24 protein-coding genes are annotated in these 24396 nt (G+C 69.7%); 15 read left to right on the top strand and 9 right to left on the bottom strand.

Going from position 1 to position 24396, the window contains the following annotated elements; translation table 11 throughout:
* Window positions 1-102 precede the first annotated feature (102 nt).
* The 5 genes from OG994_RS12090 to OG994_RS12070 form a co-directional block, all read right to left on the bottom strand.
* A complete protein-coding gene (locus OG994_RS12090) occupies window positions 103-1020 on the bottom strand; it encodes a hypothetical protein (protein WP_328853267.1) in 918 nt (305 codons plus the stop codon).
* A gap of 11 nt (window positions 1021-1031) precedes the next feature.
* Window positions 1032-1325 carry a pilin gene (locus OG994_RS12085; protein ID WP_328853266.1) on the bottom strand — a complete coding sequence of 98 codons (294 nt, stop codon included), beginning with the start codon at window positions 1323-1325 and terminating at the stop codon, window positions 1032-1034.
* Between the two features lie 782 nt (window positions 1326-2107).
* Window positions 2108-2641 (bottom strand): DUF6585 family protein, encoded by a 534-nt coding sequence (locus OG994_RS12080; protein WP_328853265.1) that lies wholly within the window; start codon window positions 2639-2641, stop codon window positions 2108-2110.
* Between the two features lie 176 nt (window positions 2642-2817).
* Window positions 2818-3228 carry a phosphotransferase gene (locus OG994_RS12075; protein ID WP_328853705.1) on the bottom strand — a complete coding sequence of 137 codons (411 nt, stop codon included), beginning with the start codon at window positions 3226-3228 and terminating at the stop codon, window positions 2818-2820.
* A 370-nt stretch (window positions 3229-3598) separates the two neighbouring features.
* The gene (locus OG994_RS12070; protein ID WP_328853264.1) at window positions 3599-4507 is read right to left on the bottom strand and encodes a hypothetical protein; all 909 of its coding nucleotides are present in this window, start codon (window positions 4505-4507) and stop codon (window positions 3599-3601) included.
* Window positions 4508-4913: 406 nt separating this feature from the next.
* Between OG994_RS12070 and OG994_RS12065 the strand changes: the two genes are divergently transcribed.
* Both OG994_RS12065 and OG994_RS12060 read left to right on the top strand, forming a co-directional pair.
* Window positions 4914-5354: a hypothetical protein gene (locus OG994_RS12065; protein ID WP_328853263.1), complete on the top strand. Its 441-nt coding sequence runs from the start codon at window positions 4914-4916 to the stop codon at window positions 5352-5354.
* Window positions 5347-6189, top strand: coding sequence for a TRM11 family SAM-dependent methyltransferase (locus tag OG994_RS12060; protein WP_328853262.1), 843 nt, complete (start codon window positions 5347-5349; stop codon window positions 6187-6189). The genes OG994_RS12065 and OG994_RS12060 overlap by 8 nt, the downstream gene beginning before the upstream one ends.
* A gap of 336 nt (window positions 6190-6525) precedes the next feature.
* On the opposite strand, the gene OG994_RS12055 is transcribed toward OG994_RS12060, so the two are convergent.
* Entirely contained in the window at window positions 6526-7437 is a 912-nt protein-coding gene (locus tag OG994_RS12055) for a helix-turn-helix transcriptional regulator (RefSeq protein ID WP_328853261.1), read from the bottom strand.
* Window positions 7438-7567: 130 nt separating this feature from the next.
* Here OG994_RS12055 and OG994_RS12050 point away from each other — a divergent pair, with 130 nt between their 5' ends.
* The 3 genes from OG994_RS12050 (at window position 7568) to OG994_RS12040 (ending at window position 10429) form a co-directional block, all read left to right on the top strand.
* Entirely contained in the window at window positions 7568-8473 is a 906-nt protein-coding gene (locus OG994_RS12050; protein WP_328853260.1) for an oxidoreductase, read from the top strand.
* Window positions 8474-8713: 240 nt separating this feature from the next.
* Window positions 8714-9388: a nucleotidyltransferase domain-containing protein gene (locus OG994_RS12045; RefSeq protein WP_328853259.1), complete on the top strand. Its 675-nt coding sequence runs from the start codon at window positions 8714-8716 to the stop codon at window positions 9386-9388.
* Window positions 9389-9604: 216 nt separating this feature from the next.
* Window positions 9605-10429, top strand: a complete 825-nt coding sequence (locus OG994_RS12040; protein ID WP_328853258.1) for a MarR family winged helix-turn-helix transcriptional regulator — start codon at window positions 9605-9607, stop codon at window positions 10427-10429.
* A gap of 164 nt (window positions 10430-10593) precedes the next feature.
* Here the strand turns inward: OG994_RS12040 and OG994_RS12035 are convergent, their stop codons facing one another.
* Window positions 10594-11571, bottom strand: a complete 978-nt coding sequence (locus OG994_RS12035; RefSeq protein WP_328853257.1) for a tetratricopeptide repeat protein — start codon at window positions 11569-11571, stop codon at window positions 10594-10596.
* Window positions 11572-11905: 334 nt separating this feature from the next.
* Between OG994_RS12035 and OG994_RS12030 the strand changes: the two genes are divergently transcribed.
* The 10 genes from OG994_RS12030 (at window position 11906) to OG994_RS11985 (ending at window position 22062) form a co-directional block, all read left to right on the top strand.
* Entirely contained in the window at window positions 11906-13051 is a 1146-nt protein-coding gene (locus tag OG994_RS12030) for an IS110 family RNA-guided transposase (RefSeq protein WP_456238364.1), read from the top strand.
* 507 nt (window positions 13052-13558) lie between these two features.
* Window positions 13559-13774: a hypothetical protein gene (locus tag OG994_RS12025; protein ID WP_328853255.1), complete on the top strand. Its 216-nt coding sequence runs from the start codon at window positions 13559-13561 to the stop codon at window positions 13772-13774.
* Between the two features lie 656 nt (window positions 13775-14430).
* A complete protein-coding gene (locus tag OG994_RS12020) occupies window positions 14431-15621 on the top strand; it encodes a hypothetical protein (RefSeq protein WP_328853254.1) in 1191 nt (396 codons plus the stop codon).
* 38 nt (window positions 15622-15659) lie between these two features.
* A complete protein-coding gene (locus OG994_RS12015; protein ID WP_328853253.1) occupies window positions 15660-16670 on the top strand; it encodes a DUF4192 domain-containing protein in 1011 nt (336 codons plus the stop codon).
* A gap of 30 nt (window positions 16671-16700) precedes the next feature.
* The gene (locus tag OG994_RS12010; protein ID WP_328853251.1) at window positions 16701-17156 is read left to right on the top strand and encodes a hypothetical protein; all 456 of its coding nucleotides are present in this window, start codon (window positions 16701-16703) and stop codon (window positions 17154-17156) included.
* Between the two features lie 112 nt (window positions 17157-17268).
* Entirely contained in the window at window positions 17269-17547 is a 279-nt protein-coding gene (locus OG994_RS12005) for a hypothetical protein (RefSeq protein WP_328853250.1), read from the top strand.
* A 514-nt stretch (window positions 17548-18061) separates the two neighbouring features.
* Window positions 18062-18748, top strand: coding sequence for a GGDEF domain-containing protein (locus tag OG994_RS12000; protein WP_328853249.1), 687 nt, complete (start codon window positions 18062-18064; stop codon window positions 18746-18748).
* Entirely contained in the window at window positions 18745-20040 is a 1296-nt protein-coding gene (locus OG994_RS11995) for a hypothetical protein (RefSeq protein ID WP_328853248.1), read from the top strand. Before OG994_RS12000 ends, OG994_RS11995 begins: the two co-directional genes overlap by 4 nt.
* A gap of 619 nt (window positions 20041-20659) precedes the next feature.
* Entirely contained in the window at window positions 20660-21151 is a 492-nt protein-coding gene (locus OG994_RS11990) for a hypothetical protein (protein WP_328853247.1), read from the top strand.
* Window positions 21152-21156: 5 nt separating this feature from the next.
* Complete coding sequence (locus OG994_RS11985; RefSeq protein WP_328853246.1) at window positions 21157-22062, top strand: hypothetical protein; 906 nt, start codon at window positions 21157-21159, stop codon at window positions 22060-22062.
* Between the two features lie 138 nt (window positions 22063-22200).
* Here the strand turns inward: OG994_RS11985 and OG994_RS11980 are convergent, their stop codons facing one another.
* Both OG994_RS11980 and OG994_RS11975 read right to left on the bottom strand, forming a co-directional pair.
* Window positions 22201-22917: a creatininase family protein gene (locus OG994_RS11980; protein WP_328853245.1), complete on the bottom strand. Its 717-nt coding sequence runs from the start codon at window positions 22915-22917 to the stop codon at window positions 22201-22203.
* Window positions 22841-24190 (bottom strand): hypothetical protein, encoded by a 1350-nt coding sequence (locus OG994_RS11975; RefSeq protein WP_328853244.1) that lies wholly within the window; start codon window positions 24188-24190, stop codon window positions 22841-22843. Before OG994_RS11975 ends, OG994_RS11980 begins: the two co-directional genes overlap by 77 nt.
* Between the last annotated feature and the right edge of the window lie 206 nt (window positions 24191-24396).

The raw sequence follows: 24396 nt of genomic DNA, 5'->3' as shown, positions 1-24396 counted from the left end.
GCCGACGCGACGGTCAGCCACGCGAACCCCAACACCATCCGCAGGAGAGGCAGTATGAAGCGCCCGTCGGAACGATCGCGCGTACCGGGATGTCGTCGTCGGTCACCGCGCACCTCGCACGGCGGCAGCGCCGAGCCGGCGCAGCGGCAGGCGGCGGGCGACCCCCTGGACGACCACCGCCCGCAGCAGAATCCCGCCGACGGTCCGCGACCCCGCCCGCGTCACAGAGCGGCGCATCATCGAGGGGATCTTGACCGTGACCCAGAGCACGACGATGACGAACATGAGGTTCACCGCGTCCGAGCCGGGCAGCCCGAGCAGGATCGGCAGGTTCGATCCCGGGTCGATCAGCAGGTGGATGCCCGCCGAGAACGCGACCGCCTGCACGGTGGGTGTGGCCAGGCACCCCAGTAGGGCCCGCCACCACAGCTGCGCGGCACCCTGTGTCCACGGAGTGGCGTAGCAGGCGAGCGCCACCGGGGCGACGCCGGCCAGGATGAGCAGCACGCCGATCCGGGCGAGCCAGCCGCCGACGAGCATGAACATCAGCACGACGATGAGCAGCCCGATGATGACCATCAGGAGGGCGGCGCCTTGGTCGGTCATCGCCGAGGTCATCCGGGCTCTGACGAAGGTGACTGCCTCGGTGGTCGGCGCGGTGTTGCCGACCATCGACACCGTCACGGCGTTGGCGAGGTCGATGAGCGCACCGGTCAGCGGGAGCGCGAACGCGGACAGCACGAACCCGACGACCAGCCGGGGGAGCAGCTCCTTGATGCCGTAGCGCATGTCGACCGAGTCGCCGACCATCGTGGCGACGCCCACGGCGATGATCGCGAGGATGAAGCAGGCGTGGACGATCAGTGCGCTTCTGCCGGCGATCGACGCGACCTGCGGCAGGACGGTGACGTCCGGCGATACGAAGATGGAGGATGTCAGGAAGGCCACCAGGCTGCCGAGAAGGTCGATCACCTTGTCGGCGAGCCAGCTGACCAGGCCGTTCATCAGCCAGTCGGCCATGATCAGTCGCCTCAGCCGCCGAGGATGCCCTGCAGTACCTGCAGGATGACCGGGGCCAGCACCGCCAGGGCGTAGCCGATCAGCGCGGACTTGACGTTGCCCTTGGCCTGCTCGACCTGCGCCGGGTCGCCGCCGGCGGCCATGTAGCGCAGGCCGCCGATGACCAGGAACAACGTCGCGACCACCGCGATGATGCCCATGACCCAGCCGGTGATGTTGGAGATGACCTGAGCGATGGAGTGGGGGCCCGCGCCGCCGGGCGCGGCGGCCAGAACGAGGTCGTTGAGGACGGAGATCGTGTGCATTGCGGCTCTCCACAAGGGATCTGCGGCCGCCGCGGTGGGGACCAGGCAAAGGCCCGCAGGTCCGGGTGGGGGCGCTCCTCCCTCGCAGGATGGAAGGACGATGCGGTGTCAGTACGCCGCGCCAGCCACGCCGGACCGTGAGCCCGCCGATAGCAGTGGCCCCCACCGGGCGGGCATGTCGTGGATGACATGCACCACCCAGATCTCGGCTGTCAGACCGATCGAACCCGCAGCGGGCCTGTCACACTCTGACAAGACCGGTCAGCGACCCACTTGCCGCCTGGCGCGGGTTACACACGCAGGCCGCCTCAGGCGACAACCGGGGCGGCCGCGGGAACGTCGGACGGGTGCCGCGGCGTCGGTCAGCGATGATTTGCACGGACGGCCTAGCGGCAGAGCGCCCGGTAGGTCGGCGGAACTGTCGTCTCGCCCATCTCACCTGGCTTCGTTCGCTACCAGGAGGACAACGTCGGCTCCGGCGCGCGCGGTTTCGTACGCCACCGCGGCACCGACGATCCCGGCTTTCCACGAGCACAACCTGCACCAAGTGGCTTCGAGCCTCCCCGGTCGATTCACAGCCGGCTCTGGAACCGTGACATCCTCCACCGCCACCACGTCTCAGGCAAGACATGATGGTCGCCTACGGCCCGATGTCGGCGGCCGTATCCGCGATGCGCCGTGATCGGCTCAGATGCGGTTATCGGGCGAGCCAACCGTCATGGGCAGTCGGCGTCACGGTCTGGATGCGGTCGTTGCTGGGGTCCCGGCCGGTCGGTTGTGGGTCAGTGACCGGGTGGGCTCACGGCCTTGATCGGAACACCGGCGCGGCGGGAGATCAGGCCGGCCAGGTGGTCCACATCCGCATAGGTGGTGTTGAGGGTCCAGTCGACGGTCTCCGGGCGCGGCGGACGCCGCAGCTTCAGCGTGTAGTGCAGCGTCGTGCCGGCCGGCAGCGAGTTCACCGCGTACGAGGTTTCCTCCGTGCTGATGGACACCACGTCGGCCCACCGCACGCCGACAAGGCGCCGGCCGGCGGCGTCGACGAAGCCGCCCGTGAAGACGTAGAGGCCGCCGCGTGTCCGCCGGAACCACACGTACACCCAGGTGGCGACGCCCAGTAGAGCCAGCGTCATCCCGGTGATGGTCAGGGCATTGTACGGACCGTTGGTGAGGAAGTTCGCGGTGACGATCAGCAGCACGCAGCAGAACACCATCCCCGGGAGGCCGGGCCGGCGATGCACCCGCCGCTCGAATTGGCCGAGTTCGAGGCGTCGCGCCAGCGCGGAAACCGCCTCGCCGGGGGCATCAGTCGACATGGCCTGCGCAGGGAGATGGGGACGGTCGTTGTTGTACCTTAGCTGGAAGGCGCATAGTTGGCCCTAGATGGCTTCGCTTCCGCGTGTCCTCGGTCGCCTGATGCGCGCCACGCGTCCGCCGCTGGTCTGTGATTCCCTCACCGCGTTGATCGCGGCGCGTGCCGGCCCGCCGTCTGCTATTGGTGACTGGTGATGAGGACGGCGGCGGCGTCGAGCCGCTCGCGCTCACTGGTGGTGAGTGCTGGGTCGTTCCGCCGTATGGCCAGGTCACGGTCGAGCACGGTCAGCAGGTTGCCGCCGGCACGGTCGAGGAAGGCGTCCAACAGCGTTGCGGCCGGCGGCGCCAGGGGATGCTCTCGCTCGACGGCGACCTGGGCGAGGATGACCGCGGAGAGCGCGACGTCGAGGTCCCCGGGTCCCTCGGTAGCGTTGCGCCAGTCGATGACGACCGGCCCTCGTGATGTCAGCATGACGTTCTCCGAATGCAGGTCGAGGTGCAGGATCCGGGCGTCGTCGCACTCGCCGAGCCGGGGCGGCTCAGCGTGGAGTCGGTGATGGAGGTCCGCCAACAATCGTGCCGCTTCCATGGCATCGACCTCACTGCCGAGGCCATGGCCCATCCAGCCGTTCCATGACGAGATCGGCCCCGCGCGCCTGGTACACCGTGGGTACGGGGAAGCCGAGCCTCGCCACGTACGCCATGGTGCGCGGCCTCAGCGGCCACGTCTCCACCGTCGCGGTAGCGGCGCAGGACCCGCCGATCGTCGATGGCGAAGACGTCAGCGTCTCGACCAGAGGCCAGAGGGGCCGCATCCACGGCCGGACAGTAGCCGAGGCGACCATCACGTCTGCCTGCCCGCCGGCGCTCTTGATCTTTTGCCCACCCCGCCCATCGGCATGAGCGGAGCGTGCGATGGCGGCCATCCTGCCGGCCCTGGCTTGTTGAGCCGTCGCGCATCACCTGGCGGAACTGCGCCGCAGATCAGGTGCCGGATCACCGGCTCCGCTTCCACGCGTCGGCAGCCCAGCAGCGTCTCGCGGTGGCCGTGGCCGGGAGCGTCGTGGCAGACCGGTGAGGCCGTTGCGGCGTGCTTCGGCAGATCTGTCCTCGGTGAGTCGTGCACGCAGCGCGACTTCGCTCACGTCGCCTCGCGTGACGGCGGCGGCCACAACGCGTTCGGCCCGGCGGCGCCGCATCCGCAGGACCGACGCGGTCACGCCCTTCTCGGCGGCCAGCTGCTCGATCAGGGCGTCGCCGAAGCGGGTCGCGCTGATCAGCTCGGCGGCTTCGGCGGTGATCAGGCCGGCTGCGGCGGCCCGGCCGAGGAGCAGGTCCGGGTGCCCGTAGGGCATCCTCGGCGTCCGTGAGCCGCTGGGCAGGTCCGTCGACAGTTCCTCGCCGTTGTCGGCCTTGACGACGGCGGCGCCGGCGCGCCAGGCCGCCCAGCACAGGCGCAGCCACAGCCGGGGTGGGACGAGGTCCGCTGTGCGCAGTGCCTGGAGGAACCCGGCGAGGACTTCGGAGTCGATGTCGTCGGCGTGCCGGGCGTGGCCGCGGCTGATTTTCGCCGCGAGGTGCGTCAGCGCGGGCAGCGCCACGCCGATCGCGCCGACGACCCAGGCGGGTCCCCTGTCGCGGGCGTGGTGGGCGAGCCGCCGCCACAGTGCGTCGGTGGTGTCGCTGTCGTAGCGGGTGACCATGAGCAGCTGGCGGAGCTCGTGCAGCGGCATCGTCGCGTCCGGCAGGCCCGGCACGGGTCGCGTGTCGAACACCAAGGGCGCGGGTTCGCAGGTCAGCAGTGCGAACGCTCTCTCGGCGGTGGTCAGCGCCGTGTCGGCAGTCCTCGGGCGGGTCGTCGTTGCCATGGAGATGTCCCCTCGAACGAGAGAGCTTCGCGTGGTGCGAAGGCTCGAGGCCCTCGATTGGGACAGCTCGACCTGACACGAGGAGCGGTTGTCAGAACGGGACAGGTCGTGTCCGATCCGTGTCAGGTGCGCCGCCGTCAGGCCCGCCCGCGCCTGCCGATGCGGCTGTCAGGCGGCTGGGGTGACGGGTTCTGTCAGGCCGGATCGGGGTTCGGTCGGCCTGACAGCGGCGCACTGGGGATCGTCAGTACGCCCGCCGGTCCCGGGGGCCACCGTGCCTATGACCGAGAGAAAACCGCGCCGCGCGCCGGTCCCCGTGGGGGATGTGGTGCCCGGCGACCCGCCCGTGCCGATCACCGTGTGGCCGGTCCCCGCCCCGACCAGGGGTGAGACCATGTCCGACGCGATGGGCGTGCGGCTGGTCCACAACCTCACCCACCCGTCCGATCTGGTCATCGACCTGGCCGTGGGTCCGCAGCTGGCCCGTGCGGTCATCGCCGCCCGTCGGCGCAGCCACGTGCACGCGCCTCGCCAGGCCGGCTGGGGCCGGGAGGCGGCGACGTTGATCGTCACCGGCTGGCCGGTCGCCGACACCTCACCCGCCGAGTTCTTTTTGCACTGCCGCGCCAGCCTTGTGCCGGGCGGGTGTGTGGCAGTGCTGCTGCCGCACGGCGATGTCATCGCCCCGGGCGACGTGGTCATCGCCGCCAAGCGGGCCGGGCTGGCGTACCTGCAGCACATCGTGGCCGCCGACCGACCACCTCGGCCTGGCCAGCAGACACAGCTGGACATCCACACCGACGTGCTGATCCTGACCCGCAGCGCGACGGAGACACGCGGTGGTTGAAACCCTGCCGGTCACCTCGGTCTGGCTGACCTGCCAACAGCCCGCCCGCGACCAGCGGCGAGGCCGCTACGTCCCGCAGACCTCCAGCCATCCCGGAAAGATGCTGCCCCACGAGGCAGCACACGCCATCGCCTCCTACACCGCGCCCGGTGATCTGGTGTTCGACCCGATGTGCGGGTGCGGAACCACCCTCGTCGAGGCGATGCACCTCGGCCGAGACGGGATCGGGATCGACATCGAACCCCGCTTCACGGCGCTGGCCGAAGCCAACGTCGCCCTCGCCGCAGCGCAGGGCGCCCCCGGCACAGCGGCCGTGCTCACCGGCGACGCCACCGGCCTGCTCGACATGGTGCCCCCGTCCGCGGTCGGCCGCGTGAGCCTCGTGCTCACCTCGCCGCCGTACGGGCGCGGAACCCACGGCCTCGTCCGCGCCACGAGTACCGGGGTACGCAAGCGGGACCACCACTACGGGGACCGGGAACGCGGCAACCTCGCCTATGCGGGATGGTCCCGGCTGCTCGACGGGTTCGCCGCGATCCTCGCCGCCAGCTACCAGCTCCTGCGTCCCGGCGGGACCGTGGTGATCACCTGCCGACCCGTACGCCGCCAGCGGGACGACCTGATCGACCTGCCCGGCGAACTGCTCGCCGTCGCCCGGTCGGTGGGGCTGATCCCGGTGCAACGGTGCGCGGCAATGCTCGCCGCCGTTCGTGACGGGCAGATCGTGCACCGGGCCAACATGTTCGGGCTCCTTGCCGTCCGCCGTGCCAGAGACGAAGGCGTGCCGGTGCACCTGGTGGCGCACGAGGACGTGCTGATTCTCCGGCGTCGCTGAACAGTGCCCGCGACGTTCAGAATCCTGAACGTCGCGGGCAGGTCGGAAGCCAGGCGGCCGTCACGGAGCAGCGCAGCCGTCCCATGCCGCCAGGACCGGAGGCAGGAGGCGGTGGCTTCGATGGCGGAGATCGCGCGGCGCGCCGGGTCGGCATGGCGACGCTGTACTGCAAGTTCCCTGGCAGGTTGGACCTGCTTGCCGCGCTCTAGTCAAACAGGTCGACGGGATCTGCCACGCTGCCGAGACGGCGGCGGGGCGGACGCCCAAGTCAGCACTTCGTGACGCCGTGTAGCGCGCGGATCGCGGCATGAGCGCGCACCCGATCATGACGTCCCGCTAGGGTGGGCCGGCGATGGTCCTGCCCGTCTTGGAGGGGTGCTTGTTGGCGAGCGTTGCGCGGGTCGCCTGCATCGACGCCAGGAGCTGCAGTCGGTCCGCGTCGGCGCTGCCCGGCGCGGCGGTGAAGACGAGCATGACCGGGCCGGGATTTCCCGGCAGGGGGTACGTGTCCCAGTCCAGGACGATGTCGCCCACCTCCGGAACCCGGAAGGTCTTGGTGCCGCTGACCGACTCGCGTACGTCGTGCTGGGCCCACAGCCGCCGGAACTCGGCGCTGCGGATGCTCAGCTCGCCAACGATCGCGGTGGCGCGTGGGTGGGTGGGGTCGGCGGCAACGGCGGCGCGCATCATGCCGATGTAGTCCAAGGCCTGGCGCTCCCAGTCCGGGCAGCTACGCTCGCCGGTCAGCGTGTCGTCGAACAGCAGCAGGAGCATGTTGAGCCGGTCGGTCGGGTAGGCGTCCGGGTCGCCGAGCAGCGCTCGCGCCATCGGGTTCCAGTCGAGCAGGTCGAGATGCCGGCCGAGTACGACCGCTGGGGTGTCCATCACCCGCAGCAGGCGCCGGGTGCTGACCGGCACCCGCTCCGGATCGCGGTTCACCCGGACGGGTAGCGACCGGCGGGCGGCATGGGCCAGGGTGAACAGGTGCCGGCGTTCCTGGTCGTCGAGGCCGAGCGCGCCGGCCAGCGCGTCCAGGACGTCGTCGGACGGGCGTACCTCCCGGCCCTGCTCGATCCGCTGGTAGTAGTCGGTGCTCAGCCCGGCCAGCAGGGCCAGCTCCTCGCGCCGCAGCCCGGTGACCTTGCGCCGGCCGCCTGGCTCCAGGCCGACGTCCTGGGGCCGCAGCCGGCTACGCCGGGCGCGTAGGAAGTCGCCGAGCTCACGGGCGTACGGATGAGGGCTGTTCATGCCGCAAGTGTGCCGCGGCCCGGACGGCCGAAGGTAGGTCCGGCAGACCTAGGCAACCGAGAACGACCGAGCCGGCGCGGAATGCTCCTACGGTCGATGGCCAGCGCACCGACACCTCCAGGAGCAGCAGATGACCGGATGGACCGCCGCCCGCATCCCCGACCAGCGCGGTCGGGTCGCCGTCGTGACCGGCGCGAACTCAGGCCTCGGCCTGGTCACCGCCACCGAACTGGCCAGCCACGGCGCCCACGTCGTGCTCGCCGTTCGCAACACCCCCGCGGGCGAGGAGGCCGCCCGCCAGATTGGCGGCGACGTCGAGGTGCGCGAGCTGGACCTGGCTTCCCTCGCCTCCGTGCGGGCCTTCGCGGCGAGGCTGGCTGGCGACTACCCGGCGATCGATCTGCTGGTCAACAACGCCGGCGTGGTGCTGCTTGGCCCGCGCCGCACGTCCGCCGACGGATTCGAGTTGCAGCTCGCCACCAACATGCTGGGCCACTTCGCGCTGACCGGTCTGCTGCTTGGCAACCTGGCCGCGGCGCGGGAAGCCCGCGTGGTCACTCTCAGCTCGATCACCCACAAGAACGCGCATCTGGACTTCGATGACCTGATGTTCGAACGTGACTACCGGGCGGCCGCCGCCTACGGCCGGTCCAAGCTCGCCACCACGGTCTTCGGCATCGAACTGGACCGTCGCTTGCGCGCCGTCGGAGCGCCGATCGTCAGCGTGCTGGCCCACCCCGGTCTCACTCGCACCAACCTGACCCCGCGGGCCTGGGAGCACCGTGGCCGGTTCGGGCGGCTGATCGCGTGGGCCGGGCTGCTGGCAACCCAGCCGGTGGAGCAGGGCGCGCTGCCGCAATTGCGCGCCGCGACCGAGCCCGGTGTGCGGGGCGGCCAGTTCTTCGGCCCGGGCGGGCTCTGGGAGACGCGAGGCAGGGTCACCGAGGCCCGGCTCAGCCGGGAGGCCGCTGACCCGGCTGTCGGCAAGCGGCTGTGGGCGGCAGCCGAGGAACTGAGCGGCGTCACCTACCTCTGACCTACGACGGTCACCGGCTGGCCACCGACAAATCCGCAGCGTCGCGATCAGCCGCCGCACTCGCACGCCTGCCAGTCACGATCGCGCGTCCGCTCATCGGCAGGACGGATGTCCTCACACCTGGACGCGGTCACTGACGGCTACCGCGGGTGATGGGAGCCCTGGCGCTTGCATGCCCGGTCGGCGGCAGATGAGGATGCCGACGCTGAGCCGGACGTCGATCCCAGATACGTTCGGCGGATGGAAGACGAGTTGCCCAGCGGCGGTATCGAGGTGCAGTCTGGCAACGTAGCGACACTCGAAGCCCGCTGGGCCGACTGCTGGAAGCCGCGCGATGTCGCACGCCGCTTGGACGGGATCTCTGCGCCTTGGTATGTAGCGGCAGGCTGGGCGCTGGACCTGTTCCGCGGTGAGCAGACCCGCGAGCACCACGACATCGAGATCGCTGTGCCGGTCGGGCGGTTCCCAGAGATCCGCGAGCGTTTCGCCGATTTCACGTTCGACGCAGTTGGCGCCGCTCGGATCTGGGAATCGGCGACGCCACAGGTGCTGACTGCAACGTGGCAGACGTGGCTGCGCGAGCCGGAGACGGGACGTTACCTGCTTGACGTCTTCCGCGAGCCGTACGACGGCGATATGTGGATCTGCCGGAGAGACGAAACGATCAGGCTGCCCTATGCCGAAATCATCCGGCACACCTCGGACCGAATCCCGTACCTGATCCCTGAGCTCGTTCTTCTCTTCAAGGCCAAGCACGTACGCCCAAAGGATCAGGCGGACTTCGACGCCGTTCTCCCGCTGCTGACTCATACCCAACGCGAGACGCTGTCCAGGCTACTGAAGCAGGTGCATCCGGGACATGCCTGGCTGGCGGCCCTGCAGCCCGGGTCCTACGGTGCGCCGCGGCAACAGTGACCCAGGACGGCCTCTGCCCCCGTTCCAGCAAATCGCCGTAGGAGCGGCACCGGCAAGCATCACGAAGGGGTAGCGCGCGACCCGCGGCTATGAGAGTGAGGCTGATCTTGGCTGGATTGATGTCGGCCGGAGTTGCCGTATCCGGGCCGCGTTGTTCGTAGCTAGTGTGAGAGGCCGCCCACGAGGGCGCGGTCGCGACCAAGGAGATGCCGACCGATGCAGCACCCACTGGCCAAGATCCACCGCATGTTCGAGCTCGTCGAGCCGATCGCCACCGTCACCTTCTCCGAGGTGCTGAACGAGGCGTTCCTGGCCTTGGGTATGCGCAACTACTGGGACGGGTACTTCGCGGGCCGGGCCGCACCGCTGGGCCTAGCGCCGGCCGAGGTGGTGCACGCGGTCTTCTACAACTTCGCCGACGGCGAGGTGGCGCGCCACATCCCCTGGGTCTGGGGAAAGGCCACCCCGCAGGAGGCGATCGCCGTGCGCGAGCGGGGCAGCGCCGCAGCGCTGCGGCAGAGGATCGGGCAGCTCGCCGACTCCCCCGGTCTGGTGCGGGCCGCCGACCTCGCCACCCGGGCCGCGGTCAGCGCGCCGACCGAGGGCCGCGCGCTGTACGCCGGGCTCCGGGCGCTCGACGTGCCCGAGGAGCCGGTGGCCAGGCTCTGGCACGCGGCGACGCTGCTGCGGGAGCACCGCGGGGACGGCCACAACGTCGTTCTCCTCGCCCACGGCATCGGCGGCACCGAGGCCCACGTCCTGCTCGCTCTCTCCCTCGGCATGAGGGCGGAGGAGTTCGGCCGGACCCACCACCTGCCCAAGGCACAGCTGGCCGGTGTCGTCGACGGGTTGCGCCGCCGCGGCCTCGTGGACGCCGCCGGCGGGTTCACCGACGCCGGCCGGGAGACCAAGGAGCGGATCGAGGCCCTCACCGACGAGCTGGCGGCACCGGCGTATGAGGTACTCACCGCCGACGAGCTCGACGAGCTGATTGCAGGCCTCGAGCCGATCGCCGCCGCGGCACAGGAAGTCGACGACTGAGCAGGCGCGTCAGGCGACGCCCACGAAATCAGACGGTTGCCGCGCGCCGTCACTCGCGTGCGCTCTCCAGTAGCTAGCGCACCGCGGCAGAAGTGCGCACATGAGCATGGCCGCTCCCCGCACTGGCCGTCGGCGGCCGCGCTCGGACAGGTCGGCGACCCGGGTCAGTCGCCGGCCTGGAACCCGCGGGCTGCCGCTATCCGGTCAGCCGGGAGATCCGGGGCGCCGATGGCGTGTTCGATCAGGCCGTTGCGGTATCCCGCATGGGGCACCTCCGGCGCCAGCTCCAGCAGCAGGTCCAGGTCGGTGACCGAGCCCTCGGCGCGCGCCCGGTACGCGGCGCCTGCCGCCCGTAGTGTGACGTCCTCCGGTTCATGCTCAAGGCCCTGGCGTACGAGGTCGGCGGCCTGGGCGAAGTCGCCGTCCTCCGCCGCTAGATCGGCGAGATCGAGGTAGAGCGACCAGTTCGTCGGGTCCAGCTGTAGCGCCCGCCGGAACGCCGCGGCTGTCTGCCGCCGGTCACCGAGACGGCGCCAGGCCCCGGCGCGGACGACCTCAGTGAACATCACCCGATCGACGGAGTCCGCACGGTCGCACAGTGCCAGCGACGCATCCGTACGCCCGCAGATCCGCAGCAGGATCGCCATGCGGGCCATCGCCTTTGCCACCGGCTCCCGGTCGCAAACCATGTCGATGGCCTTGAACCACGGCCTCATGCGGTCCCGCGCCGCGTCGTTGTCCATCTCGGGACCGTAGTCGGTGATGTTCAAGGTTGCGTCGGCGAGCCCAGCGGCCGTCACCTCCCCGAGGAATCGCTCGTCGCCGAACCAGGGCGCGGACGCCCAGGCGACATCCGGGCGGTAACCGGTTACCGAGCCCAGCCTCTGTGCGGCCTGATCCATGTCACCGTCGAGGAAGTACAGATACGCGCCGGCCACGAACTGCCAGAGGCTGCTCGGCGTCGCGACCATGTCCGCCACCTCCTCGGGTGACTCCCGGCGCAGTTCGGAGAGCAATTCGTACGGCTCAGGATCGTCCGGGCCCTGCGCGATCGCCTGGGCGAGGTACTTCACCGCCTCGCCGGGTGCGCCGCCGCAATGGGCCATGACTTGTGCGATTGCCAGTGATGCGGACTTCGACACGCTCGGCACGCTACCTGGAATGGAAGCGGGTCGTCGTGCCGGGATGCGCTCCCAGCGGACGCACGCATCTCGGCTACTTGTTTCATTGACCTACGACCGTTGCCCGGCCAGGCTCGGTCGAGGCGCCCGGGTCGTCGCTCTCATTTCGGCTGTCCACGCTGGTCGTGTGGCTCTCATCTGGCCTGCGCGGCCCGGGCGTCGCCCCAAGGGCGGGGAGAGGCTCAAGAGGGGTTTGCTCTGCTCGAAGTAGCGTTGCCCTCCCGGCTCGACAACCCAGGTGGATCGAGCATCGGAGGACGCGTTGAGTGGCACGTCGGATCGCGTGGTCATCGGGATGGACCCGCACAAGCGCTCTGCGACGATCGAGGTCATGACCAGCGACGAGACCGTCGTCGGCGGCGGCCGGTTCGACACCGACCGCGACGGCTACATGGCGATGAGGAAGTACTCCACGCAGTGGACGAACCGGGTGTGGGCGATCGAAGGCTGCCAGGGCATCGGCCGACACATCGCCAACCGGCTACTCGCCGACGGCGAGCAGGTCGTCGACGTCCCACCGAAGCTGTCCGCCCGGGCTCGGGTGTTCGCCACCGGGCAGGGCCGCAAGACCGACGCCACCGACGCCCACTCCATCGCGCTGGTCGGCACCCGCATGGCCGGGCTACGCCCGGTGGTCAACGATGAGCAGTTGGCCCTGCTGCGGATTCTGGTCGACCGGCGCCGCTCGCTTGGCGAGGACCACACCCGGATGGTGTCCCAGCTGCATCAACTGCTGCTGGAACTGATTCCGGGTGGGGCGAAGAAGAGTCTGTCCGCCGCCCAGGCCAAAGCACTGCTGGCCACGGTCAGACCCCGTGACGCGGTCGGCAAGGCCCGACGCCGGGTCGCCGCGGAGCTGATCAGCGACCTCGAACGGGTCTACCGGCGCTCCAAGGACGCCGACAAGGAACTGAAAGAACTGGTCGCCTCCACCGGCACCACGCTGATGGACCTGCACGGCATCGGACCCTCCGGCGCCGCCCGGCTGCTGGTCGAGGTCAGCGACATCACCCGCTTCCCTGACCGGGCCCACTTCGCCTCCTGGAACGGCACCGCCCCCATCGACGCCTCCTCCGGCGACCAGGTACGACACCGACTCTCCCGCGCCGGGAACCGGCAGATCAACCGCGTGCTGCACATCATGGCCACCGTCCAGCTACGCAACCCGACCGAAGGACGCGCCTACTTCGACCGGAAGAAGACCGCCGGCAAGACGTCAATGGAAGCGATGCGCGCACTGAAACGCCGCCTGTCCGACATCATCTACCGAACCATGATCAACGACACGGCAGTCGCCACGGCGGCGGGCCCGGGAGGACAACGGGAAACGACTACTGACTCCAACGCGACCAGCTCACATCCCCACGCCAGCTCTTCGGAAAAGTCACTTCCCGGACCCGCCACCGCCCAGCTTAAAACCCCGCTCCCAATGATGTCTTGACACAGAGGGGAGCCAGATCCGCGCACCCTGGGACCGGACGCGACCGTGATCAACTTTACGTACGGTGACTGTGCGGCTGTAACCGGAATCAGGCCGTCCGTGCCTGCGTCCAGCTCATGATCGGGGCGTGTGGGTGCACGTCGACGTACCCGCGGTCGGCGGTCGGGTGGACGCGCGAGGTCACCCCGCGCGAAGCCGCCCGCACGCTCGGCGGGGCCGTCGCGGTATAGCCCGGCGCTTGATCGGTGTCACGCCTGATGCCGAAGGCGCAACGCTGACGACATCAGGCGTGAGATGGGTCTACCTCTGCTCGGTGATTAGCTGCCGGGCCTGGTTCCGCGGTGGGCTGGTCGGCCACTGCCACCGGATGCTCGGATCGCTGCACGACGTGGAAGACGCAGTACAGGAGACCTACCTGCGCGTGGCGAGGGTTCGCGGAGTTCCCGCAGCGCTCGGCGGTAAAGGACCCGGCTCTACCGGATCGCGACCCGGATCTGTCTGGACGCCTTGCAGCACAGCAGCCGCCGGATCGCGCCTTCGGCGCTGGACGCTCCGAACACCGAACCCGACAACCTGCAGGCGCATGCCCTCGAGACCAGCTGGCTGGAACCGTTGCCGGACTGGTTGCCGAGTGCCGACCCGGCGCTGGTCGTGGGGGTCCGCCAGAGCCTCAGGCTGGCGATGGTCGCGGCGCTGCAGCCCCTGAAAGGCGCGGCGCACTGATTTCGGCACCGGCGGATGCCAGGCTGACCCGCTGGCGGTGTTGCTGCGTGGCGCTCGGTCAGCGGCTGACGGAGTTCATCGCTCTGTAGGTTATGGCCGTCCCGGTGGAGCCATCTCGTCCGTCATAGCCATCGGCGGGTCCCGCTCTGCCGAGCAGACCTGACAGGAACGCGGGCATCACCGGACTGTCAGCTTCTGGCAGGAGGCCGAACCTGACAGCCCGGCCGACGGACTCCCCGCACGGCTAACCTGAGGTTTCTCCTTACTTCTTATGTGCCTCTGATCTGACGCCTCGCGCGACGGCATCGCGCCCACCACTTCCGGTCGGCCGCCGCCGCCAGCCTCAGATCCCGCGCACAGGCCCCATGCCCCTCGCCCACGCGACTGAGAGCGCGGCGGGGCATCCCCTATCCCTTCAGGCGGCTATCACCCGGTGGCCGCCTTCTTCATGTCCCAGGAGGACGAATGCACCTGACACACGGCGGCTTCTGCCGCGACTCGCACCACGCAGCCCCGCCCGACCTTCCCAGCGAGGTCACCGCAGTCATCGGCGAAACCACCCAGTCCCGCCGGCTCCGCACCGTGATGCCGGCTCCATGCGCCGAGTCGGTCACAGGCGCCCGCCTGGTCGGCGCCCACGTGCGGGCGGCGGTGCGATGACCGACGCGAGCCTGACGGAGAAGATCCGTATCCTGCACGCCGAAACGGTCGCCGCTATCGAGCAGCGGCAGACTCTGGCCGTCGCAGCCCGCCACGCGCTCATCGCCGCACTGCGCAACCGGCTGATCTGCCGGCCCGGCTGCGAGGACGCCCTCGCCACGTGGGGCCTGGAACCGCTACCGCACCGGTGGACCGTCTCCGCCGACGCGCAACTGACACACATGCGGTCGCACGCCGACCAGGCCGAGGCGCGCGAGCAGGCCCGCTTCGGGGCGCCGGAGGAGTTGCGGCTGCTGCGGCCGGCGATGGCGGTCTACCCGACACATGTCCTCGACCTGACGCCCGTGGCGAACGGCGGCGAGCAGTGTGGGTCACAGGAGTACCGCATCACGGTGCAAGCCACGCTGCGGACATGGGTTACGGCGGCCCGCCAGGCCGATGCGTACGCCGCCGCCCGCGCGATCGTCGAGGGCCACCGCAGCGCGCTGGCTGACGCGGGAATCACGTTGACCAGGCTGACGTGGCAGGCCGCCGACGCCGCCGACACCGTTCCGCAGGACGCCGTCGACGCCGGTGCGCAGCCCGAGGCCGGCGTGGCGCCGCTGGTCGAACTCGCCGACGATCTCACCGCCGCGACGGCGGCACGTGACGCGGCGGTGCAGGCTCTGACCGACCTTCGGCGCCGCATCCGGTCTCGTGCGATCCGCGCCTTGGTCGATGACGAGATCGGTGGCGTCTACCAGCACACGGCGCGGCGGGTCGACCGGTTCCTGGTCGATCTCGGGCTCGACGGGCTGCCTCGAGCGCATCACGTGACGGTGGTCGCCGACCTGATGCTGCCGGTCACCGGCGAGACGGCGGGGGATGCCTGCGACGCCGCGCGGGACGTGATGGGGGCGGCCACCACCAGCAGCCCGGACGAGACGCGGCCGTGGACCGCGTACGGCGGGACCATCCCCGAGTACGCCACGCGCGGCCAGGGCGGCTGGCGGATTCCGTGGCGGCACGAGTACGACATGTGGCTGCGCGGCCACGCCACCTCCGACGACGCTACAGCGGCCGCCCGAGTCCTCGCCGGCGCGGACCTGACCCGGGCGCTGGCCGGCCTCGGCGACGTCTTGATCACGGTGGCCGCCACCGCCGCCGACGCCGAGATCGACCTCTACCTGGACCCCGACCGCGACTGACCGATCCCGTCCTGACATCCCTGACTTGGGAGATCACCATGTCGTTCTCCGAAACCACGCTGACCGTGCGATCTGCCGCGGACCTGGCGACCGTCGTGCCGTACCTGCTCGGCTTCCGACCCGACGACGGCAGCATCGTCGTGGTGGCCAGCAGGGGCCGGCGAATCGTCTTCGCCGCCCGTGCCGATCTGCCCGCCGCCGACGCCCCCACCAGCCATGTGCCGCAGGGCCTCGCCGCCAACCTGGTCGCGGTCGTGCGACGGCAGCAGCCGATCACCGACCTCGTGCTCATCGGCTACGGCGCCGACCACATCGACCCGGCAGTGCGCGCAGTCGACGAGGCGTTCACCGCCGACGGCCTGCCCGTCCGGGACCTGCTGCGCGTCACCGGCACCCGGGTCTTCACCCTCACCTGCGCCATCCCCGACTGCTGCCCACCTCAGGGCACCCCGTTCGATCCCACCGCCTCACCCGTCGCCGCGCAGGCAACCCTCGCCGGGCTGGTCGCCCTACCCGACCGGGCGGCCGTGGCCGCCCGGTTCGCGCCCGTCGACGGTCCTGCGCGTGACCGCATCCGCGACGCCACCACAGCGGCGGCCACCCGCCTGACGACCGTGACCGCCGCCGGCAGCACCACGGTGGACGAGGCCGGTGTGCACGCGGTCCGGGACGCGCTGCGACACCACGACGCCGGCCGCCGTCTCACCGACGACGAGGTCGCCTGGCTCACCGTGCTCCTGACACGGCCATCGGTGCGGGACCTGGCCGCACGCCTCACCCGGCCGCACGACCAGCACGTCACGTTCTGGGCCGACATCACCCGCCGCGCCGACGAGACGCTCGTGCCGGCACCGGCCACCCTGCTCGCGCTCACCGCCTGGCGCTGCGGCGACGGCGCCCTCGCCGCCATGGCGGCAGACCGTGCCCTGCAGGTCGACCCCACATACCGGCTCGCCGACCTCCTGCGACAGGCCCTGCACGCTGGCCTCCCACCATCAGCGTTCGCGCACGCCACCGCCACCGACACCACCCACCACTCAGGCCAGTAGCCGAACCCCTTCACAGACAGGAGGAGCCTGATGGATCCCACCCGCCGCATGCTGCTCGCCCTCGCCCGACAGGCGGAAGAAGCCCGGCTGCGCTGGAACGCCGACCGCGCCGCCCTGCGGGCGCGCGGCGAAACCCCCGCCCGCACCGAGACGTACGCCTACCACGTCCAGGCCAACCTGTGCCTGATCACCGCGATCAGCGCAGCGAACCTTCCGGCGACCTTCCGCATCTACGACACCACCCTGTCCCACGATCCCCTCGCCGCGGCCGAGCAGCTGCGCCGGCTCGTCGTCGCCCACGACACCAGCGGTCCGATCGAGGCCGCGCACGAGGCCGCGCGGTTGGCCTACAAGGCAGCGTTCGCCGAGCCCGTCACCGCGCGCGAGCAGCAGTACGTCGACCTGCTCGCCGGCCTTCCCGCCGCGCGCCGCGACAAGATCGTCGACCTGGCCGAGGAACGCGCCCGCCACCACCGCGAGGCATAAGACGCGGTGGGCCGGCGAGCAAGGGGCTGCCCTTGATGCCCGCTCGCGGCACATCCACCCGGCGCACCGCCTGCCGGATAGGCCTCCTCCGGACACCTTGGGAAAGGAACCGATGAGCCTCTACACCCTCACACCCAAACCCGGCCTTGAGCGCTACACCATCCACGTCGGCTGGAACCCGCACCGCACGTTCTTCGCTACCGTCGCCGACCTCGCGGCGGAGCCGGTCGGCGACCCCGACCACCAGCCGACCACGATTCGCGTCGGCCTGATCGAGACGATCCTCGACCCGACCGACGTGCTCTTGGCCGTCGCACCCTACGCCGACATTCCCGCGGGCCTGGCCGCCGCGCTCCGCGCCGACCAAGCCGCTCACCCGGTGTGCCGCTGACAGGAGCACCAACGGCGGCGGCCGCGCGCCAACATCCCGCGGACCGGCATCCCTCCGGCAGACAGCACCGTCTGATTCACCGGCCATCGCCCGACGCGCCGGCACCCTCCGGACACGGCCGACGAAACCGTTCCCGGATTCCACCCACCGGGGGAAGCCACCAACCAGGTCCTGCGCGTACGCCCATCGGCGCCACCTCCATCCCCGCGAGGGAACGAGGCCAACGCCACCGCAGTGATCGTCGCGCCGCTCGCGGCCCGGTCGTTCCACGCGCACCGCCAGCGGCGATCCCGTACGCGGCCTCGAGCATCGACCGCTCGACACCGCTGACCACAGTCGCCAACTGATCTGCCGATGGCTGCCCGCCCCGGCAGCAACGGCCGTGCCCTGAACCGGATGGCACAGGCAAGAGAAACGGCCCGCCACACGGCGGGCCGTCGTCGCATCAGGACCCGGGACGCCTCGCCTCGACAACGTGCGCGTCCCGGGTTCTCCCATGAAATGGAGGACTCCAGTGTCCCTACCACCGACCATGATCGCCACCGCGTTGGTGGCGTTCACCCTCGGCGGCCTGGCCATGTGGCCACTCATCCGCCGACTCCGCCACCGTCTCACCGACGCCCTCTGGCAACTGGAACACGACCCCGTCACCGGCCTACTCAACCGCGCCGGCCTGCACGCCGCCCACGCCACCCTCACCGCGACCCCCAGCGCCGGCCCGATCATCGTCGTCCTGATCGACCTCGACGACTTCAAACCCGTCAACGACACCCACGGCCACGACCACGGCGACAAACTCCTGGCCGCGATCGGCGGCCGCATCGCCGAAATCGCCGCACTTCACGGCGGCGCCGCCGGGCGGCTTTCCGGCGACGAGTACGCCGCACTGCTACCGGTCCGCACCGGCGACCTGGCCCGCATCGCCGACACGTTCGTGACCCTGATCTCTCAGCCCGTCGACCTCACCCCGGACGGCGAACCCGTCACGGTCACCGCCAGCGTCGGCCTGGCCCTCGCCGAAGCCACCGACCCATTCGACGAGGTCGCACTGCGCCGCGCCGACATCGCGATGTACCACGCCAAACACCACGGCCGGAACCGCTATGCCGTCTACGAGCCGGGCATGGCGATGCCCGCCCCCGACCGGCGCCGAGGACCTCGCCTGCGCGACCGCCGACCCAGCGACGAGGTGACGGCATGACGGCCCGACGTGAGGAGATGGCCTGCCAGACCTGTCTGGCCCCACTGAACACCCTCGGCGCGCCGCCCACCTACGTGCACCCGATCCACCTCGCCACCGACGGACACGAACCAGTACCCGTCCCGGTCAGCCAGCTCGACACCGTACGCCGCACCTGCGACTTCTGCGGAGACCCGTATCCGACGTGGACGCTGGTCGGCGGCGACGTCGCCGCCGTAGCGATCGGCACCGCCGGGGGAGTGGTGCAGAACTTCGGCCAGGCCTGGGCGGCGTGCGCGGCCTGCCAGACCCACATCGACGACGGCAGACACGACAAGGTCGTCGACCGGGCAGCGCGCGCCCTCGGCCTCAGCAACCACCCGCAGGCGCGGGAACGCATCGCGCAACTGCACCGGGCGTTCCTGAACGCCCGCCTCCCCGGTCGCACGCTCATCACCACGACCGCCTGGCCCGCCACGACCATCACCGCCCGCGACCTACCGAAGGTCCGCGACCGGCTCGCCCGCTTCTACCGAGGCAGCGACAACCTCCCCGCCGGGCTCGCCTCCACCGACGCACGCCGACAGGTCGCCGCTGGGCTGAACCGCTCACGGCTGTTCTGGATCGACGCCGATTTCACCGACCTGGCCGAACACGCCGCCGAGACGGTTCCCGACGTCACCATCAGCCGTGACCTCATGCCCTCCACGGACGGGCTGCTCGTGTGGTCGAGGCCGGTGACGCATCGGCAGATCACCGCCGCGTCCTGGACCGCCAGCCGCGACGGCTGGTACCTGGCCGCCTACCGCACCATCGGCGGGGGACTGGACGGCACACCGCTGCAGCGACTGCGCGAACACGTGGGCTGGCTCGCCCCAACGAGCATCGTCCACCTGCAGGAGCAGCACGTGCTGCCGGGTGACCATCCAGCAGCACCACTGCTCGCGGCGTGGCTGCTGATCGCGCAGCAGGCCGCCCAGGTCACCTCAGCAGACGTCGACAAGGCCGTGCGCAAGGCCTACGCCCGCGCCAACCGACCCGTACCTGAGGTGCGGGTCGTCCGCATCCGTGGCAACCGCACCACCACACCGACCAGCACCCGATCGGCGCCCGGCGACTCCGGGCGCTCCCACACCAGCCGGATCTGGGTGTCCGGCCACTGGCGCAACCAGCCACACGGACCCGGCCGAGCGCTGCGCCGGCCCGTCTACATCAACCCGTTCCTCCGAGGCCCCGACGACGCCCCGATCAAACTCAGCACCACCGTACGCATGCTCAGCAGCCGCCAGTCCAAGCCGAAGAACTATGGATAGATAGCGAAGTCGGCGGCGGCAGGGACTACGTCCCATCCGCCGCCGACTTCGAATGCGACTTGTAGATGGACGGGCGTCGGGGCGCCGCCGTCGGTGGGTACAGGGTTGAGCACAGGCCCCTGGCGCGAACACCCGACGGCTGGTGTCGACCCGCCGCTGGGCGGTACGCCAGTCGATGGATCGCGTCGAGTCGTGCTTCAGCAACGCCGTCGCCGAGGCCACCTTCTCCTCCATCATCAAGGTCGAGTACGTCGACCGCCGCCATGGTCCCCTGCTTGCAGGAAGGCGGGCCAGCGGAAGGCTGTCGTGCAGGCCGATTTGCCCGTATCCAATCACTCGGGTGTGACCCAATCGCGGCGGTGTGAGCCACGTCGCGGAAGCCCCACGCACGCCGGTCGCCTCCTGAAGTGTCGGTGGCGCGTGGGAAGGTCAAGGCAGCAACAATCCCGAGGATTCGAGAAGGTGATATCCAGTGGTCGAACTACACCCCTCGGCGTACCTACGAGCCGCCGCCTGGGTACCCGATGACGACCCGGAGCGACCCTGGGAGGACGCCGCCGGCGTTGCTGCGGACTGGATCTGGGAGCGCAGTAAGGTCGAAGGGGTAGCCCCACTCCTGGTGACCAACACCTTTCAGAACGGCGTCGGCATCGAATGCCTAGACGAAATTGCTCGCCGTGGCGGTCAGGCGACGCCGCAGGGCAAGCAACGGTTCGATCGCGGCCCGGTGCTGGCCTACGTGCCGGATGAGCGAACGTTGAAGTTCGCGCTCGATCTTGCCCGCGGCTACTCGCTCGCGGTCGTGGAGACGGTCAGCTTCCCGCTTGCTGAGTGGGCGGCGGGTGCGGGAGCCATCAATCTTCTCGACGGAAGTACGAGCACGAGCAGCATCCCGGATGACGTCAAGGCCGACCTCGATCGCGCGGTGTTTTTCGGCGGCAATAACGGTTGGACTGGGCCGGACGAGAAGCAGCACGCTCGCGCTCACCTCGGGCGCCATGTCCAGTCCGGGCGTCTCGCGCCAGAGCAGGCGGCGTCCTACGTTATGACGCAGGGCGTCTCCGACAGGGGAGCCAAGAGGCTGCGCCTACTCCTCGAGAAGCTGGCGTAGCGCTTGTGCAGGAACTTTACGATCTCGCTTTCGCGCGACTCGACCGTGTGTCCGCCAAGCGCCAGGAGTTCGCTAAGTGCTGGGCGAGGTACATCTCGGTGCATCCGTGGGACATCGATGTACGGAATGCCGATCCCTGCACGTTGGAGATCTTGGCAGTCACGCGCGAGCCAGCGCCGGTCGAGCTGGCCCTGATCTTCTCCGAGTGGCTGGCAGCGCTGCGGGCGTCGCTCGACAATGCGATCTACGCCCTGGCCTCCGCGACCACCGGCCAGAACCCCCCGCCGCAGGCCGAGCGCATCCAGTACCCGATCTGCTCGACCCCGGCTGAGTTCAAGAGCCAAGCAAAACGCCTCGTGATGTTGCCAGTGCACATCATTGAGGCGCTTGAGAAGTCGCAGCCCTACCAGTCCCCATGGGGCCCTGAGAGCAACCTGACCTGGTGGGTCAACGAGCTGGCCCGGAAGGACCGCCACCGAGCGCTCCACGTCGGGCTCGGCCGTGTTGACGAGCACCGCATCCGCGTTGCGCTTCCGGTCGGCGTCACCATTACGTTCGATGAGACCGTCGAGCCGTACAGCCACATCGAGCGAGAACTGGTGGTCGGGCGCTTCACGGCCAGCCGACCGCTGCGGCCGCGGGAGATTGTCGCGGACTTGACGGGCATCGCCATCGCGCCGGAGATCCAGGCCTGGGCCAGCTTCCGATTGGATGGTAGGCGACAGCCGCTCCAAGACCGAATGGTCTACACCGAAATCTTCACGCGCAACCATCTGGAACACATGGCTCTGATGGGCGGATGCGTGCCGCCTGGCGGGTTCAGGACGTTCGATCCCGCCGAACCGGAAGGTGGGGCGGAACACGCTGAGCAAGCCGGTCGTCAACCGCCACGCACGGGACCTGTGCTTTGAGCACCAATCGGACCAGCTCCTACCGAGAACGGTGCGGTCATGTGCCGGGCGCTGGTGTGCTGCTGTAGTGATGGTGGTGGCAGGGAGCGTGCACCTTGACCTTCCAGCGCAGGCGGATCTTGTCGAGCTTCTCGGGGCTTACGGTTTGGCTAGCAGGGCGGCGAGATGATCGTCGAATGACTGCGCAAGGCTTGCGAGTAGGGCTTGACCTTTGGCTGCGGTAGCTGCTGACGGGCGGCCAATGATTCCGGTCTTCGTGTAGGCCCCCATCCCGTGGACTAGCAGCATTGACCGGTCGTCGGCAGCGTGGTCGCCATCGGCGAAGTCTTCGCCGACCGCGTCGGGCTGTACATGCAGAAGGATGGACACTTCCAGCTCACCGGCGTGCATATCGTCGTGCGCGTTACTGTCCAACCGGGCGTGCTGCCGCGCTTTGCTCCAATCAGCGCGGGTGGGGAACAGCGTCATTGAGCCGGGCGCCGTGGCGTTGGCGGTCTGCACGATGTTGGACAGCACGTAGTTGCCGCCGTGTCCATTGACGATGGCCAGCCGGGTGATCCCACGTGCACTGAGCGAGGCTCGGACGTCCTCGACTATGGCTGAGAGGGTTTGGTGGCTGATGCTGACCGTGCCGGGCCAGCCGGCGTGCTCATGGGAGCACGACAGGGTGATCGGTGGCAGGAACAGGACGTTGTGCCGCCGTGCGATGGCTGCTGCTATCGCGGTCGCGACGATTGTGTCGGTAGCCAGCGGCAGGAACGAACCATGCTGCTCAAAACTACCAATGGGCAAGATCGCTACCTCGGGTGCACGGGCGGCTATGTCGGTGCTGGTCATGAGCGGCAGCAGGTCCATGCTGCTCATCTTGGCATTGCCTTGTCACTGCGGCGCGCTGCGTGTCGATGAAGGCCCGCACCGAAGGCAGGGCGCCCTGCCGGCGCAGCGCTATCGCGAGTGGCTGGGTTGCCCGGATGACACGGTAGGAGGCGGTCTCGTCTGCAAGGCGCAGCGCGGTCATTCCGTGGTCCGCGGCGCGTTCGGGGTCGTGGTGCAGGTAGCACTCAGCTAGGTGGGCATGCCAGAGCCCTGCATCGAGCGGAACGATGGCGTCCAGTCCGTTGAGGAGTTCCTCGAGGATCGAGGCGGCGGAGGCCGGGTCGCCGAGCAGGTGCCTGCAGCGGGCTTCGACTGCGGCAACGTAGCGCAGGTCGCAGTGTTGGGCGAAGTCGTCTTCGTCGGCGTCGGTGCCGGCGTTGAGCACCTCACGCCGGGCGGTCGTGATTGTGGTGAAGGTGCCGGCATCGTCGCCGCTGGCGGCGAGTGCTTCGGCCGCGCGGGTTAGACACAATGCGCGGGTGCGGGCGGGGACTGGGCCTGGTGTCAAGGACCGGCGTGAGAGGCTGATAGCGGCGCGGATGTCGCCGTTGTCGAGGGCGCGCTGGCTTCGCCGCATAAGGGTGTAGGCAGTGAGTGGCCGGTCGTCGGCTTGCGCCGCGCGGTGGTGCGATCGGTCCAGCCACGCCGCCCCGTCGGGATGGGTGAGGGTGTTGTCGGCGATCCAGCTCATGAACTCCGACCAGCGGGCGTCAATAGGCGCGAGGTGCGATCTGGCACCGTCGCGTTGGAGACGCTCGAGGATATCGAGGTGCTCGCGCACGCGGACTCCGAGTTCAGGCCAGGTGCGGGTGGGCTGAGCGATCAGTTGGTCGAGTTCGCGTCGCCACGCATCGAGATCGCCATAGAGAAGTTGATCGTTGATATGAGTCGATGGGCCGATGCCCGGCTGATCCTTTAACCCTCGGGGAGAGCTGAGGTCAGCAGTGCGTCGTGGGCTGTAGAGGCCGAGGTCGGCGTCTGTGGCGGCTCCGAGCACCTCGCGGAGGGCGGCGCGGCGTTCCCGGCTGGGCCAGCGGTGTTCTCCACGTTCGAGTTTGCCAACCCAGCGGTAATCAACGTAGTGGGCGGTGAGGCTCCGACCGGGGTAGAGGCGGTCGAGCGCAGCGTTGACGGCGTCGGCTAGTTCGGCCCGGGACATGCGCTGCCCAGGACGCCGGGGCGACGGCAGACCGGCACGTCTCTCGGCGAGTACCGTGTTCGGCGTGATCAGCGTCTCCGGATGCCGAGGCACTGACTCATCCTCCCCGTGGGCCAGGCTGAACTCATGAAGGTGTGTGGACGCGCGTCACGTCACCCGCTGCCGCCATCGTTACGGCGGGCGCACTCAGCGTCAAGCACGCCCTGAGCGTTGCCGCCGACATAGGCGTCGCAAGCCTTCCAAGCCCAGCGCGTTCCGGCTGGGCCACAGCGCGAGAGGCTCCTGTTTCGCTACTCGCT

Origin of the sequence: Micromonospora globbae (genome assembly GCF_036184225.1) — a bacterium.
GTDB lineage: Bacteria > Actinomycetota > Actinomycetes > Mycobacteriales > Micromonosporaceae > Micromonospora > Micromonospora globbae.
The sequence above is the reverse complement of the archived record's forward strand: the minus strand, read 5'-3'. Positions and strand labels throughout refer to the sequence as shown.